Origin of the sequence: Acidovorax sp. SDU_ACID1 (assembly GCF_045291395.1) — a bacterium.
Classification (GTDB): Bacteria; Pseudomonadota; Gammaproteobacteria; order Burkholderiales; family Burkholderiaceae_C; genus MR-S7.
The window spans coordinates 981100-995559 of the sequence record NZ_CP152342.1 but is presented as its reverse complement, the minus strand read 5'-3'; the positions used below and the strand labels follow the sequence as shown (position 1 = coordinate 995559).

Here is a 14460-nt window from a genome sequence, read left to right as displayed (position 1 = left end):
GGGTACATTGCGCCCCGTGCCTTCCTCCCCCGAACCGCTCCACGCCACGGCGGCGCCGGTCACGCACTACGAGAACTTCCCCGTCGCCTCGCTGCTGTGCCCGCCGCACTTGCGCCAGCCCATCGCCGCCCTCTATGCCTTCGCGCGCACGGCGGACGACATCGCCGACGAAGGCGACGCACCCGCCCCCGAACGCCTGGCCGCGCTGGCCGCCTACGGCGCCGACCTGCAGGCCATCGCCGAGGGCCGCGCGCCCTCCCCGCGCTGGGCGGGCGTGTTCTTGCCGCTGCAGCGCGTGCTGCGCAGCCACGCGCTGCCCGTGCCGCTGCTGCACGACCTGCTGAGCGCCTTCGCGCAGGACGTGGAGATGACCGCGCGCGGCGCCACCTATCCCGATCGCGCCGCGCTGCTCGACTACTGCCGCCGCTCGGCCAACCCCGTGGGACGCCTGCTGCTGCACCTGTACGGCGTGCAGGGCGAAGCGGCGCTGCGCGAGAGCGACGCGATCTGCTCGGCGCTGCAGCTCATCAACTTCTGGCAGGACCTGAGCGTGGACATTCCTCGCGGGCGCCACTACCTCGCCGACGCCGACTGCGCCGCGCACGGCGTGTCGCGCGCCGAGCTGGCCGCGCTGCGCCCCACGCCCGCCACCACGCGGCTGCTGCAGGACAACGCCCAGTGGGCACGCGCGCTCATGCAGTCCGGCGCGCCGCTGGTGCACCGCCTGCCGGGCCGCGCGGGCTGGGAGCTGCGCCTGGTGGTGCAGGGCGGCCTGCGCATCCTCGACAGGATCGACGCGCTGCACGGCGCCAACCTGTGCCGGCGCCCCGTGCTCGGCCCGCTGGACTGGCTGCACATGCTGGCGCGGGCCATGCGCATGTAGCTCCTGAAACAATAGCTCCTTGCGCTTGCTACGTAAGCGCTGGAGCCATTTTTCATGCATAACCTGCGTGGGGCCAAGCCGCCCGCGCGCCATGGGACAATCACGCCCCACATGACCCCCGAGCAGTACGTCCAACAAAAAGCCGCCGCATCCGGCAGCAGCTTCTATTACGCCTTCCTGTTCCTGCCGCGCGAGCGGCGCGCGGCCATCACGGCTTTCTATGCGTTCTGCCGCGAAGTGGACGACGTGGTCGACGAGGTCAGCGACCCGGGCGTGGCCGCCACCAAGCTCGCTTGGTGGCAGGGCGAGGTGGCCCAGGCCTTCGCGGGCCAGCCCACGCACCCGGTGATGCAGGCGCTGATGCCGCACGCCGCGCTCTACGGCATCGAGGCGCAGCACCTGCAGGCGGTGATCGAGGGCTGCCGCATGGACCTGGAGCAGACGCGCTACCTCGACTTCGCGGGCCTGGCGCGCTACTGCCACCTGGTGGCCGGCGTGGTGGGCGAGGTGGCCGCGCGCATCTTCGGCCAGACCGACGCGCGCACCACCGAATACGCGCACAAGCTGGGCCTCGCGTTCCAGCTCACCAACATCATCCGCGACGTGGGCGAGGACGCGATGCGCGGGCGCATCTACCTGCCCATCAGCGAGCTGCAGCAGTTCGACGTGCGCGCGCACGAGATCACCAAGCGCGAGTATTCCGAGCGCTTCACCGCGCTCATGCGCTTCCAGGCCGAGCGTGCCCACCGCCTCTACGACGAGGCCATCGCCCTGCTGCAAACCTTGCCCAAAGCCGACCGCCGCGCGCAGAAGCCCGGCCTGATGATGGCCAGCATCTACCGCACGCTGCTGCGCGAAATCGAGGCCGACGGCTTCCAGGTGCTGCACCAGCGCACCAGCCTCACGCCGCTGCGCAAGTTCTGGCTCGCCTGGAAAGTACAAGCGCTGGGCATCCTGTGAAAGTCGCGGTCATCGGCGCGGGCTGGGGCGGCATGGCCGCCGCCGTGCGCGCGGCGCAGGCGGGCCACGGCGTGACCGTGTTCGAGGCCAGCCGCACGCCGGGCGGGCGCGCGCGCGCCGTGGCGGCGCAACTGGCCGACGGCCGCTCCATCACGCTAGACAACGGCCAGCACATCCTCATCGGCGCCTACGCCGAATGCCTGCGGCTCATGCGCGAGCTGGGCGCCGACTCCGATGCCGCGCTACTGCGCCTGCCGCTGGCGCTCGTCTTTCCCGACGGCACGGGCCTGACCCTGCCCGACGCGCCGCCGCCCTGGGACGCGCTCTCCGGCATCGTCCGCGCGCGCGGCTGGAGCACGGGCGAGCGGCTTGCCCTGCTCGCGCGCGCGGCGCGCTGGCAGCTGGCGGGATTCCGCTGCGCCCCGGGCGCCAGCGTGGCTGACCTGTGCGCGGGCCTGCCGCCGCGGCTCGTGGGCGAGTTCATCGAGCCGCTGTGCGTTTCCGCGCTCAACACTCCCGCGCAGGCAGCCTGCGGCCAGACCTTCCTGCGTGTGCTGCGGGACAGTCTGTTCAGCGGGCGCGGCGGCTCCAATCTGCTGCTGCCGCGCGCCGACTTGGGCGCGCTGCTGCCCGAGCCCGCCACGCAGTGGCTGCGGGCGCGCGGCCATACCGTGCACCTGGGCCGGCGCGTACAGGCCGTTGCGCAGGACAGCGGCTGGCACGTGGACGGCGAGCCGTTCGACGCGGTGGTCCTCGCCACCGGCAGCGCCGAGGCCGCGCGCCTCGCGGCCGGCACCGGCCTGCCCGCGGCGCACGCATGGGCCGCCACCGCCGCGGCGCTGCGCTTTGGCGCCATCGCCACCGTGTATGCCGAGCACATAGGCGCGCAGGACCCGCTGCTGCCGCATCCCATGCTCGCGCTGCGCAGCCGTTCGGGGCGGCCGGCGCAGTTCGTGTTCGACCGCGCGCATCTCGGCGGCCCGGCCGGCGTGCTGGCCTTCGTGGTCAGCGCCTTCGAGGGCGAGCGCGGCGCGCTGGAACCGCAGGTGCTCGCCCAGGCGGCCGAAGACCTGGGCCTGCACGGCCTGCGGGTGGTGCAGACGGTGGTGGAAAAGCGCGCCACCTTCGCCTGCACGCCCGGCCTGCAGCGCCCGCCGCGCCGCATCGCGCCAGGCCTGCAGGCCTGCGGCGACTACGTGGCCGGGCCCTACCCCGCGACGCTGGAGGGGGCGGTGCTGCACGGCGCGGCGGCCGCGCAGGACTTGAATGAAATCGACCTCTAGCGCTTATCCATAAAGCGCAAGCAGCTATCTTTTCAAGAGCAAAGGAGGCGGCAGTGATTGCGCGTCGCCGCGCTGCAGCACGTCTGCGAGCTTGAGCACTTCCATGCCCGTGTTGCCCCAGAAGCGCTCCAGCGCCTCGGCGCGTTCCACCAGCAGGCGCTGCACCAGCGGCTCCATGTGCGTGGTGGCGGGGTCGGCCAGCAGCACGTAGCGCGCGTCGACCGAGCCGGGTGCGCCGGCGGCCGTCTCGTTGACCTGCACCACCCAGCCCAGGCCGGTGAAGGCGTCCAGCACGGGTTCGAGCTGCAGCACGTCCACGCGCAGCCGCTGCGCGAGCTGCACCGCGGTGAGGCCGTGGGCCGGCACGCCGCGCGCCGCGTGCAGCTGCTGCAGCGCCTCCACGGCCAGCAGGAAGGCCCAGCCCTGCCCGCCCGCGGGCCGCGCCACGCCGGCCAGCAGGCTGGGCAGGTAGGCGGCCACCACCGCGCCCAGCAGCACGATCACCCAGGCCACATACACCCACAGCAGCAGGATGGGCAGCGTGGCGAAGGTGCCGTAGAGCACCGAATAGGTGGGCACCGAGGCCAGGTACAGCGCGAGCAGCTTCTTGGCCAGCTCCATGCCCACCGAGACGAACACCCCGCCCGCCCAGGCGTGGCGCCATTGCACCTGGGTGTTGGGCACGTAGCGGTAGAGCGCCGCCATGCCAGCGGCCAGCACGGTGAACTCGATCGTGTCGAACAGGAAGCGCGCGCCGCCGGGCAGCGTCTCGCCCAGGCCGCGCGACACCGCGCCCGCCACCGACGTGGTCAGCGCCAGGCTCGCCCCCAGCACCAGCGGCCCGAGCGTGAGCGCGGCCCAGTAGATCAGCACGCGCTGGCCCAGCGGGCGCAGGCGGCGCACGCGCCAGATGGTGTTGAGCGTGCGGTCGATGGTCAGGATCAGCGCCAGCGCCGTCACCATCAGGATGGAAAAGCCGGCCACGCCCAGGCCGCTGGCCTTGGCGGCGAACTGCGTCAGGTAGCCCAGCACGGGGCGCGAGATGCTGTCGGGCACCAGGCTGTCGACCAGCCAGCGCTGCAGCACCATCTGCATCTGCCCGAAGATGGGGAAGGCCGTGAACACGGCCAGCGCCACGGTCACGAAGGGCACCAGCGCCAGCAGCGTGGTGAAGGTGAGGCTGCTGGCCGTCAGGCCCAGGCGGTCCTCGCGGTAGCGCTCGCGCAGCGTCTGCGCGGTGGTGCGCCAGGGGAAATGCGACAACTCCACCAGCCACACTTCGAGGCGGCGCGCGGCGGGCAGTAGGGACAAGGGCATGGCCGATATGATGCCAGCCCCATGCAACCGCAAACTCCCTCCCCCGCGCCCGACGTGGCGGCCACGCGCTGGCTGGCCGTGGGCAGCCTGCTGGGCCTGATCGTGCTGTGCGTGGCCTGGGAGCTGTGGCTCGCGCCCCTGCGCCCCGGCGGCTCGTGGCTGGCGCTGAAGGCGCTGCCCCTGGCCGTGCCGCTGGCGGGCCTGCTCAAGCGGCGCATGTACACCTACCGCTGGGTGAGCCTGGTGGTGTGGCTGTACTTCACCGAGGGCGTGGTGCGCGCCTGGAGCGATCCCGCGCCCGGACGCTGGCTGGCCGCCGCCGAGATCGCGCTGTGCCTGCTGCTGTTCACCGCCTGCGCCCTGCACGTGCGGCTGCGCCTGCGTGCCGCCAAGGCCCGTTCCCTTCCTGCCACCGAACCGCTATGACCACCCCTCTGACCGACACCCTGCGCGCCATCGTCGGCGCGCCCCATGTGCTCACCGACGGCGACCTCACCGCCTGGGAGCAGGACTGGCGCAAGCGCGTGAAGGGCCGCGCGCTGGCGGTGGTGCGCCCCGGCTCCACCGAGGAGGTGGCCGCCGTGGTGCGCGCCTGCGCGGCGGCAGGTGCCAGCATCGTTCCCCAGGGCGGCAACACCGGCCTATCTGTCGGCTCCACGCCCGACGGGAGCGGCACGCAGGTGGTGCTGTCCACCACGCGATTGAGTCGCGTACGCGCCATCGACCGCGACAACCTCACCATGACGGTGGAGGCCGGCTGCATCCTGCAGAGCCTGCAGGAGACGGCCGAGAAGGAAGGCCTGCTGTTCCCCCTGTCGCTCGCGGCCGAGGGCAGCTGCACCATCGGCGGCAACCTGGGCACCAACGCCGGCGGCACGCAGGTGGTGCGCTACGGCAACACGCGCGAGCTGTGCCTGGGCCTGGAGGTGGTCACGCCGCAGGGCGAGGTGTGGGAGGGGCTGTCGGGCCTGCGCAAGGACAACACGGGCTACGACCTGCGCGACCTGTTCATCGGCAGCGAGGGCACGCTGGGCATCATCACCGCCGCCACCATGAAGCTCTTTCCCCAACCGGCGGCGCAGCTCACGGCCTGGGCCGCCGTGCCGTCCATGGAGGCGGCCGTGCGCCTGCTGGGCCTGGCGCACCGGTACCTGGGCGCGGGCCTCACGGGCTTCGAGGTGATGGGGCAGTTCGCACTGTCACTGGTCATCAAGCACATGCCGCAGCTGCGCGTGCCCTTCGCCGGCCTCAAGGGCGCGCCGCCCTACTACGTGCTGCTGGAAAACAGCGACAGCGAGTCCGAAGAGCACGCGCGCCAGCGCTTCGAGACGCTGCTGGAGCTGGCCTTCGAGGACGGCTGCGTGCTCGACGCCGTGGTGGCCGAGAGCCTGTCGCAGGCCCACGAGCTGTGGCACATCCGCGAGAACATCCCCCTGGCCCAGGCCGAGGAAGGGCTGAACATCAAGCACGACATCTCCGTGGCCGCGTCGCGCATCCCCGCCTTCGTGGAGCACACCGACGCGCTGCTCGCGCGCGAGATCCCCGGCGTGCGCCTGGTCAACTTCGGCCACCTGGGCGACGGCAACCTGCACTACAACGTGCAGGCGCCCGAGGGCGGCGACGCGCGGGCCTTCCTGGACACCCAGGAAGCGCGCGTGAACGCACTGGTCTACGACGCCGTGGCACAGTTCGGCGGGTCGTTCTCGGCCGAGCACGGCGTGGGCGCGCTCAAGGCCGACAAGCTGGCGCTGTACAAGTCGCCCGTGGCGCTGTCGATGATGCGCGCCATCAAGCGCGCGCTGGACCCGCAGGGCCTCATGAACCCGGGCTGCATGCTCCCATAACCATAGCTGCCAGCGCTTTCCCTGCAAGCGCTGGAGCCATTTTCGATGCACGACATGACGCAACGCCCCATCCGCACCCAGTACGAAGACTTCATGCGCCACGTGTACGAGCACGGCTGCCCGAAGGGCGACCGCACCGGCACCGGCACGCGCAGCGTGTTCGGCCACCAGATGCGCTTCGACCTGCGCGAGGGCTTCCCGCTGGTCACCACCAAGAAGGTGCACCTGAAGTCCATCATCCTGGAACTGCTGTGGTTCCTGCAGGGCAGCGGCAACGCGCGCTGGCTGCAGGAGCGCGGCGTGACCATCTGGGACGAATGGGCCGGGCCCGACGGCGACCTGGGCCCCGTCTACGGCGTGCAGTGGCGCAGCTGGCCGACCCCCGAGGGCGGGCACATCGACCAGATCGCGCAGGTGGTCGAGCAGCTCAAGGCCAATCCCGACAGCCGCCGCATCATCGTGAGCGCCTGGAACGTGGCCGCGCTGGACCAGATGGCCCTCATGCCCTGCCACGCGTTCTTCCAGTTCTACGTGGCCGAGGGGCGGCTCTCCTGCCAGCTCTACCAGCGCAGCGCCGACATCTTCCTGGGCGTGCCCTTCAACATCGCCAGCTATGCCCTGCTCACCCACATGCTCGCGCAGCAGTGCGACCTGGAGGTGGGCGACTTCATCTGGACTGGCGGCGACTGCCACATCTACAGCAACCACTTCGAGCAGGTGCGCACGCAGCTCGCGCGCGCGCCCTACCCCTATCCCACGCTGCACATCAAGCGCCGCCCGCCCAGCATCTTCGACTACGCCTACGAGGACTTCAAGGTGCTGGAATACGAACACCATCCGGCGATCAAGGCGCCGGTGGCCGTGTAGCCGCACACGCCATGACGCCCGGGACCGCCGTGCTGATGGCCCGCTACAACCGCTGGATGAACCAGCGGATGTACGACGCCGCGCGCACGCTGCCGCCGCGGGAGGCCATGCGCGACCGGGGTGCCTTCTTCGGCTCGGTCTTCCACACCCTGAACCACATCGCGGCCGGGGACACGATCTGGCTGCACCGCTTCGCCCAGCATCCCGAGGCCGGAGCGCTGCGCGAGGCGCTGGCACGCTTTCCCGCACCCGCCTCGCTGCGGCAGGAGATGGCCCCGGCCCTGGACGGCCTGCAGGCCTACCGCGCGGCGCTGGACGAGGTCATCGACCAGTGGGCCCATGCCCTCACGCCGGAGCAGCTCGCCGCACCGCTCACCTACCGCAACATGGCGGGCCAGGCGCACTCCAAGCCCCTGGGCGCGCTGGTGCAGCACTTCTTCAACCACCAGACCCACCACCGCGGCCAGGCGAGCACGCTGCTGTTCCAGGCCGGGGTGGATGTCGGGATCACGGACCTGCTGGCCGTCATCCCCGACGCAACCTAGACCACCGATGGAACTCGCCCTCATCTACGCCCGCGCCGCCAACGGCGTGATCGGCGCCAACGGCACCATGCCCTGGCACCTGCCGGAAGACCTGGCGCACTTCAAGGCGCTCACCCAGGGCCACCCGGTCATCATGGGGCGCAAGACCTGGGACTCGCTGCCCGCGCGCTTCCGGCCGCTGCCGGGACGCGCGAACATCGTCGTCACGCGCCAGGCCGATTGGCATGCGAACGGAGCGCAACGCGCAGCCAGCCTGCATGGCGCGCTCTCGCTGGCGGAGCAGTCCGGCGCGGCCACCGCCTGGATCATGGGCGGCGCGCAGATCTACGCGCAGGCCCTGCCGCTGGCCGCGCGCGTGGAGGTCACCGAGATCGGCCGCGACTACGAGGGCGACGCCCACGCCCCGGTGCTCGGCCCCGAATGGGTGGAAACGGCGCGCAGCCGCCACGTGGGCACGGGCGGCCTGCCCTACTGCTTCGCCACCTTCGCGCGCCGCGCCTGAAGAAGCTATCAATTGCGTAGCTGCCTGCGCTTGCACCATAAGCGCTAGCGGCCAATTTCACTAGAATTCTCCCCATGGACGCCAATACCAACCTCCGAGAAAGCCGCCTGGCCGACGCCTGGGCCGAGCTGCACAACTTCGCCGTCGCCGGCAACCCGCTGCACGCCGACGCCTACCGCCTGGCCTTCGCCGACCCCGAATTCATGCTGCGCCGCGAGACGCGCGGCATCCGCTTCCAGCTGGAGCTGCTCAAGCCCGACCTGGGCCAGACGGCGCAGGGCATCGAGAACACCGTCGTGGTGTACGGCAGCGCGCGCTTCGTGGCACCCGAGGACGCCCGGCAGCAGCTGGCCGACGCGCAGGCCAGCGGCGACGCCGAGCGCATCGCGCGCGCAGAGCGCGCCGTGAAGAACGCGCACTACTACGCGCAGGCCTGCACGTTCGCGCGCCTGGTGGCCGAATACAGCGAGAGCCGCCCTCTGCCTGAGCGCATGTACATCTGCACCGGCGGTGGCCCCGGCATCATGGAAGCGGCCAACCGCGGCGCGCACGAGGCCGGCGCGCTGAACGTGGGCCTGAACATCACGCTGCCGCACGAGCAGAGCGGCAACCGCTACATCTCGCCCTCCCTCTGCTACAAGTTCCACTACTTCGCGCTGCGCAAGATGCACTTCATGATGCGCGCCAAGGCCCTGGTGGTGTTCCCCGGCGGCTTCGGCACGCTGGACGAGCTGTTCGAAGTGCTCACCCTGGTGCAGACGGGCAAGGCCAAGCCGGTGCCCATCGTGCTCTTCGGCACGGCCTTCTGGAAGCGCCTCATCAACTTCGAGGCGCTGGTCGAGGAAGGCACGGTCTCGCCCGAGAACCTGAAGCTCTTCCACTACACCGACGACCCGGCCGAGGCCTGGTCGCTGATCCGCACCTTCTACGAACTGTGATGCGCAAGGGGCGGCGCATCCTGCAGCCGCCGCGCGACCCGTGAGCCCGCGCCCACGGCGGCGCCAACGATCCAGAACAGGCCGCTCACCCCGATCAGCACGCCGGCCGTGCCGAACAGCATGGGCATGGCGACGCTGGAGGCGTTGATGGTCATCAGCCGCAGGCCCAGCGCCTCGCCGTGGCGCTGCGGCGGCGTGAGCTGGTGCAGCATGCTCATGACCATGGGCTGCACCGAGCCCAGCGCGAAGCCCAGCAGCACCGAGCACGCGCCCAGCAGCAGCGCCGTGGGCATGAGCGGGTAGACGGCGAACAGCAGCGCCGCCGCCACCATGGCCCAGGCCACCACGGTGGACTCGCGCAGGCGCTCGGCCACCAGCGGGATCAGCACGCGGATCACCGCGGCGGCCACGGCGAACGCGCCCAGGATGGTGCCGATCACCGAGGCGGGCAGCCCGCGCTCGTGCCCGAGCAGCGGCACGACGAAGGTGTGCACGTCCCAGCACGAGGACAGCAGCCAGTTGACGATGAGCAGGCGGCGAAAGCCCGGCTCGCCCAGCAGGTCCCACGCGCGCGGGCGCGGCCGCCGGCGGCGATCACGCTGGGCATGTCCTGCACGGCGCGCACCCAGAACCAGGTGGCCAGCGGCAGCACGGCCATGAAGAGGAACGCGGCGCGGTAGCCTGCGTCGCTGCCCGCGGGCAGGCCCCACAGCGCGCCGCCATGGTCGATGAGCATGCCGGCGCAGAACGGCCCGAGGAAGTTGGACACCGCCGGCCCGATGGCCAGCCAGCTGAACACCTGGCGCAGCTGCGTGGCGTCGTGCGCGGCGCGGCCCACGTGGCGCTGCAGCGCGATGGTGGCCACGCCCGTGGCGCCGCCCGTGAGCAGCGCCGCCGCGCACAGCACCGCGAAGGTGGGCCACACCAGCGCCGCGCCCGCGCCCACGCAGGCCGCCACCACCGCGTGGCGCACCGGGCGCTTGAGGCCGTGCCGGTCGGCATAGCGCCCCGCAGGCAGCGCCAGGAACACCTGGGTGAGCGCGAACAGCGCCAGCAGCACGCCCACGGCCGCCGCGCTGTAGCCTTCGCGCAGCGCCAGCAGCGGCGCGGCCATGCGCATTCCGGCCATGGTGGCGTGGATGCAGACCTGCGCCGCGATCAGGCGGGCGAGCGTCCAGCCCACGTCAATCGCCTTCGTCTTCCAACAGCAGGCCGGACTGGGGCGGCGGCGGCTCCTGCTCCTGCGGCGCCGGCAGCTCCTGCACGCCGCGCAGTCGGCGCTGGATGGCGCGCGTGCGCACGTCCACCTGCTCGAACTTCTTGGCCGCCGCGTCGATGGACTTGCGCGTGGCCTCCACCACGTCGCCGAACTTGGCGAACTCGGTCTTCACCTGGCCCAGCACGCTCCAGACCTCGGAGGAGCGCTTCTCGATGGCCAGCGTCTTGAAGCCCATCTGCAGGCTGCTGAGCATGGCCGCGAGGTTGGCCGGCCCGGTGATCATCACGCGGCAGTCGTTCTGCACGGCCTCCACCAGGCCGGGGCGGCGCATGACCTCGGCGAACAGGCCCTCGGTGGGCAGGTAGAGCACGGCGAAGTCGGTGGTGTACGGCGGGGCCACGTACTTGGCGAAGATCTTCTTCGCCTCGAACTTGATCGAGGCCTCGAACGCATTGCCGGCCGCCTGCATGGCGCCCTTGTCCGCCGCCTCCTGCGCGTCCAGCAGGCGCTGGTAGTGCTCCACGGGGTACTTGGAGTCGATGGGCAGCCACACGGGCTGCTCGTCGCTCTTGCCCGGCAGGCGGATGGCGAACTCCACCAGCTCGTCGCTGCCGGGCTGGGTCTTGACGTTGCGTGCGAACTGCTCGGGCGTGAGCACGTTGTCGATGATGGCGCCCAGCTGCATCTCGCCCCAGGTGCCGCGCGTCTTCACGTTGGTCATCACGCGCTTGAGGTCGCCCACGCTGCCGGCCAGGGTCTGCATCTCGCCCAGGCCCTTGTGCACCTGCTCCAGCCGGTCGCTGACGAGCTTGAAGGATTCGCCCAGGCGCTGCTCCAGCGTGGCGTGGAGCTTTTCATCGACCGTGCGGCGCATCTCCTCCAGCTTGGCGGCGTTGTCCTGCTGGATGGCGGCCAGGCGCTCGTTGAGCGCGCCGCGCAGCGCCTGCGCGTCCTGCTGCTGGCTGGCGACGAGGCCGGTGAGCTGGCGGGTGTTGGCGTCGAGCTGGTCCTTGAGCGCGGCCGACATGGCGGCGAGCTGGCCGTGCAGGTCGCCCTTGAGCGAATCGAGCGTGCCGCGCGTGGCGGCGGTGAGGGCTTCGAAGCGCTCCTGGATGCGCTGGCCGAAGACCTGCGTGCTGTCGGCCATGGCGTCGCGCGACTTCAGGCTGTCGGCGGTGAGCGCCTGCGCCGTCTGCGTGAGTTCGGCACGGAAGGCGGCGAGCAGCTCGGACTGCTCGCGCCGCGCCTCGGCCGCGTCCACGCGCGCCTGCGCCAGGTGCTGCTCCAGCCGCGCCTGCAGGGCCGAGAACGCCGCCTGCAGCTCGCCCCGGCTGGTGCGCGACTCCTGCGCGGACTGCGCCAGGCGTTCGTCCAGCGTGGCCTGGGTGGCCTGGGTGAAGCCGCGCAGCTGCTGGCCCATGCCGTCGAGCGCGCCGTCGTTCTTGGCCACGGCCAACTGCGTGGCCTGCACCGCTGCCTCCAGCGCCTGCAGGCGCAGCGGCCACTCGGGCGGCAGCTCCACGCGCGGGCGGCGCAGCAGCAGCACGATGAGCAGCACCGCGATCAGCACCAGCAGGGCCAGCGCGGCGTAGATCTCCAGGGTCATTCGGTCACTATCTTTTCAGTAGCTGCCAGCGCTTTCTGCACAAGCGCTGGAGGCGTATTTCACTCAAACCTTGGCCGGCGTGTTCACGGGCGTGAGCGGCGCACCCTTCTCGAAGAAGGCGATCAGGTTGTCGGCCGCGAGGTTGGCCATGGCCAGGCGCGTGGGCACGGTGGCGCTGGCGATGTGGGGCGTGAGCACCACGTTGGGCACCTCCAGCAGGCCGGGGTGCACGCTGGGCTCACCCTCGAACACGTCCAGGCCGGCGGCGGCGATGCGCTTTTCCTTGAGCGCCGTCGCCAGCGCCGCGTCGTCGACGATGCCGCCGCGCGCGATGTTGATGAGCGTGGCCGTGGGCTTCATGCGCGCGATCTCGGCCGCGCCGATGGCGTGGTGCGACGCGGCCGAGTAAGGCAGCACCAGCACGAGGTGGTCGGCCTGCGCGAGCAGCTCGTCCTTGCCCACGTAGCGCGCCTTGCATTCGGCCTCCAGCTCCGGCGAGAGGCGCGAGCGGTTGTGGTAGATCACGTTCATGCCGAAGCCGTGCGCGCCGCGCCTGGCGATGCCCTGGCCGATGCGGCCCATGCCCAGGATGCCCAGCGTGCTGCCGTGCACCTCGCCGCCCGCGAACATGTCGTAGCTCCAGCGCGTCCACTGGCCCGCGCGCAGGTAGTGTTCGCTCTCGGTGATGCGCCGCGCGGTCGCCATGAGCAGCGCGAAGCCGAAGTCGGCCGTGGTCTCGGTCAGCACGTCGGGCGTGTTGGTGGCCTGCACGCCGGCGGCGGTCATCGCCTCCACGTCGAAGTTGTTGTAGCCCACGGCCATGTTGGCGACGATCTTCAGGCGCGGGCTGGCGGCCAGCACGGCCGGGTCGATGCGGTGGCTGCCGGTGGTGAAGGCGCCGTCCTTGTCGGCCAGGCGCCGGGCCAGTTCCTCCTGCGACCACAGGTCGTCCTGCGGGTTGGTCTCCAGCTCGAAGTGCTGCGCCAGGCGGTCGATCACTTCGGGGAACACGTTGCGCGTGACGAGGATGCGGGGCTTGGACATGGAGGTCTCCTGGTTAGAGCGTGTTTGCGATGTTAGAAAAAGAGGAAGGTCATGGCGATGAACAGCGGCACCAGGACGGCGCCCGACCACAGCATGTAGCCGAAGAAGCTGGGCATCTTCACGCCGCGGTCTTCGGCGATAGCCTTGACCATGAGGTTGGGCGCGTTGCCGATGTAGGTGTTGGCGCCCATGAACACGGCGCCGGCCGAGATCGCCGCCAACGTGGCCGCGTGCGTGGTCATGAGCGTGGCCGGGTCGCCCCCGGCGGTGTTGAAGAAGACCAGGTAGGTGGGCGCGTTGTCCAGGAAGGACGACAGCGCGCCGGTGGCCCAGAAATACATGGCCGGATCGGGCGAGCCGTCGGCATGCGTGACCGCGGAGACGATTGCGCCGAAGGGGCCGTTCACGCCCGCCTTGAGCATGGCGATCACGGGAATGATGGTCAGGAAGATGCCCGCGAACAGCTTGGCCACTTCCTGCATGGGCCCCCAGTTGAACTGGTTGTCCTCGTGCACCTGGCGCGGCGTGAGGGCGAGCGAAGCCAATGTGACCGCGATCAGGCCCACGTCGCGCACCAGGCCGGGCAGGCCCACGGGCGTGCCGGCGATGGACCATTCCACGGGCGACTTCCACAGGCCGCTCATCAGCACCAGCGCCACCACGGCCAGCAGCAGCATGAAATTCACCTTGCCGTCGAAGCCCAGGGCCTGGGGCGCCGTGTCGGGCGTGGGATCGCTGCGGCCCACCTCCCCCGCCTGCCGGTAGAACCAGGTGTCGAGCACGAAGAACAGCGCCAGCAGCACGCCGACCAGGAACAGCGTCTCGGGGAAGATGTGGCGCACCGTCCAGAAGAAATCCACGCCCTTGAGGAAGCCCAGGAACAGCGGCGGATCGCCCAGCGGAGTGAGCGAGCCGCCGGCATTGGAGACGATGAAGATGAAGAACACCACCACGTGCGCCACGTGCTTGCGGTTGTCGTTGGCGCGGATCAGCGGGCGGATGAGCAGCATCGAAGCACCCGTCGTGCCCATGAAGCTCGCCAGCACCGCGCCGATGGCGAGGATGCCGGTGTTCAGCAAGGGGCTGCCGTGCAGGTTGCCGCGGATGTAGATGCCGCCCGCCACGGTGAACAGCGCCGTGAGCAGGATCACGAAGGGGATGTATTCGGCCACCAGGGCATGCGCCAGGCCCGCGCCGGCCGCGCCCGGCCCGAACACGGCGGCGAACGGCAGCAGGAAGGCCAGCGCCCAGCCCGCCGCCACCTTGCCGAAATGGTGGTGCCAGAACACTGGCGCCAGCAGCGGCATCAGCGCGATGGACAGCAGGATGCCGGCGAAGGGCACGCCCCACAGTACGGAGAGCTGGCTGCCGTCGATGTCGGCGGCCAGGGCCAGGGCGGGCGCCATGCCGGCCAGTGCGAGCAGCGGGGTACGGAGTGTCTTCATATTCTTC

At 70.9% G+C, this 14460-nt stretch carries 13 protein-coding genes and 1 pseudogene; 9 read left to right on the top strand and 5 right to left on the bottom strand.

The features are described from left to right. Positions 1-7: 7 nt before the first annotated feature. From hpnC to hpnE, 3 genes are all read left to right on the top strand, one after another. Positions 8-883: a squalene synthase HpnC gene (gene hpnC, locus AAG689_RS04860; RefSeq protein WP_406624969.1), complete on the top strand. Its 876-nt coding sequence runs from the start codon at positions 8-10 to the stop codon at positions 881-883. Between the two features lie 111 nt (positions 884-994). Beyond that, complete coding sequence (hpnD, locus tag AAG689_RS04855; protein ID WP_406626293.1) at positions 995-1843, top strand: presqualene diphosphate synthase HpnD; 849 nt, start codon at positions 995-997, stop codon at positions 1841-1843. Beyond that, entirely contained in the window at positions 1840-3126 is a 1287-nt protein-coding gene (hpnE, locus tag AAG689_RS04850; RefSeq protein WP_406624968.1) for a hydroxysqualene dehydroxylase HpnE, read from the top strand. The genes hpnD and hpnE overlap by 4 nt, the downstream gene beginning before the upstream one ends. Positions 3127-3150: 24 nt before the next feature. On the opposite strand, the gene AAG689_RS04845 is transcribed toward hpnE, so the two are convergent. Continuing rightward, on the bottom strand, positions 3151-4443 hold the full coding sequence (locus AAG689_RS04845) for a YihY family inner membrane protein (RefSeq protein WP_406624967.1): 1293 nt from the start codon (positions 4441-4443) through the stop codon (positions 3151-3153). 21 nt (positions 4444-4464) lie between these two features. Here AAG689_RS04845 and AAG689_RS04840 point away from each other — a divergent pair, with 21 nt between their 5' ends. The 6 genes from AAG689_RS04840 to AAG689_RS04815 all read left to right on the top strand — a co-directional run bounded on the left by AAG689_RS04840 (position 4465) and on the right by AAG689_RS04815 (position 9139). Then, positions 4465-4869 (top strand): DUF2069 domain-containing protein, encoded by a 405-nt coding sequence (locus AAG689_RS04840; protein WP_406624966.1) that lies wholly within the window; start codon positions 4465-4467, stop codon positions 4867-4869. Next, the gene (locus AAG689_RS04835; protein ID WP_406624965.1) at positions 4866-6287 is read left to right on the top strand and encodes an FAD-binding oxidoreductase; all 1422 of its coding nucleotides are present in this window, start codon (positions 4866-4868) and stop codon (positions 6285-6287) included. The genes AAG689_RS04840 and AAG689_RS04835 overlap by 4 nt, the downstream gene beginning before the upstream one ends. Before the next feature lie 54 nt (positions 6288-6341). After that, positions 6342-7154 (top strand): thymidylate synthase, encoded by an 813-nt coding sequence (locus tag AAG689_RS04830; protein ID WP_406624964.1) that lies wholly within the window; start codon positions 6342-6344, stop codon positions 7152-7154. 11 nt (positions 7155-7165) lie between these two features. Continuing rightward, positions 7166-7699 (top strand): DinB family protein, encoded by a 534-nt coding sequence (locus tag AAG689_RS04825; protein ID WP_406624963.1) that lies wholly within the window; start codon positions 7166-7168, stop codon positions 7697-7699. Between the two features lie 7 nt (positions 7700-7706). Then, positions 7707-8201 carry a dihydrofolate reductase gene (locus AAG689_RS04820; RefSeq protein ID WP_406624962.1) on the top strand — a complete coding sequence of 165 codons (495 nt, stop codon included), beginning with the start codon at positions 7707-7709 and terminating at the stop codon, positions 8199-8201. Between the two features lie 74 nt (positions 8202-8275). Then, positions 8276-9139, top strand: coding sequence for a TIGR00730 family Rossman fold protein (locus tag AAG689_RS04815; RefSeq protein ID WP_406624961.1), 864 nt, complete (start codon positions 8276-8278; stop codon positions 9137-9139). On the opposite strand, the pseudogene AAG689_RS04810 reads toward AAG689_RS04815, so the two are convergent. The 4 genes and pseudogenes from AAG689_RS04810 to AAG689_RS04795 form a co-directional block, all read right to left on the bottom strand. Further along, positions 9127-10322, bottom strand: a pseudogene (locus AAG689_RS04810) (MFS transporter). The gene AAG689_RS04815 and the pseudogene AAG689_RS04810 sit on opposite strands and share 13 nt — an antisense overlap. 1 nt (position 10323) lies before the next feature. Then, a complete protein-coding gene (gene rmuC, locus AAG689_RS04805; RefSeq protein ID WP_406624960.1) occupies positions 10324-11964 on the bottom strand; it encodes a DNA recombination protein RmuC in 1641 nt (546 codons plus the stop codon). Positions 11965-12027: 63 nt separating this feature from the next. Next, positions 12028-13008 carry a 2-hydroxyacid dehydrogenase gene (locus AAG689_RS04800; RefSeq protein WP_406624959.1) on the bottom strand — a complete coding sequence of 327 codons (981 nt, stop codon included), beginning with the start codon at positions 13006-13008 and terminating at the stop codon, positions 12028-12030. Between the two features lie 32 nt (positions 13009-13040). Continuing rightward, complete coding sequence (locus tag AAG689_RS04795) at positions 13041-14453, bottom strand: sodium:proton antiporter (RefSeq protein WP_406624958.1); 1413 nt, start codon at positions 14451-14453, stop codon at positions 13041-13043. Positions 14454-14460: the final 7 nt, after the last annotated feature.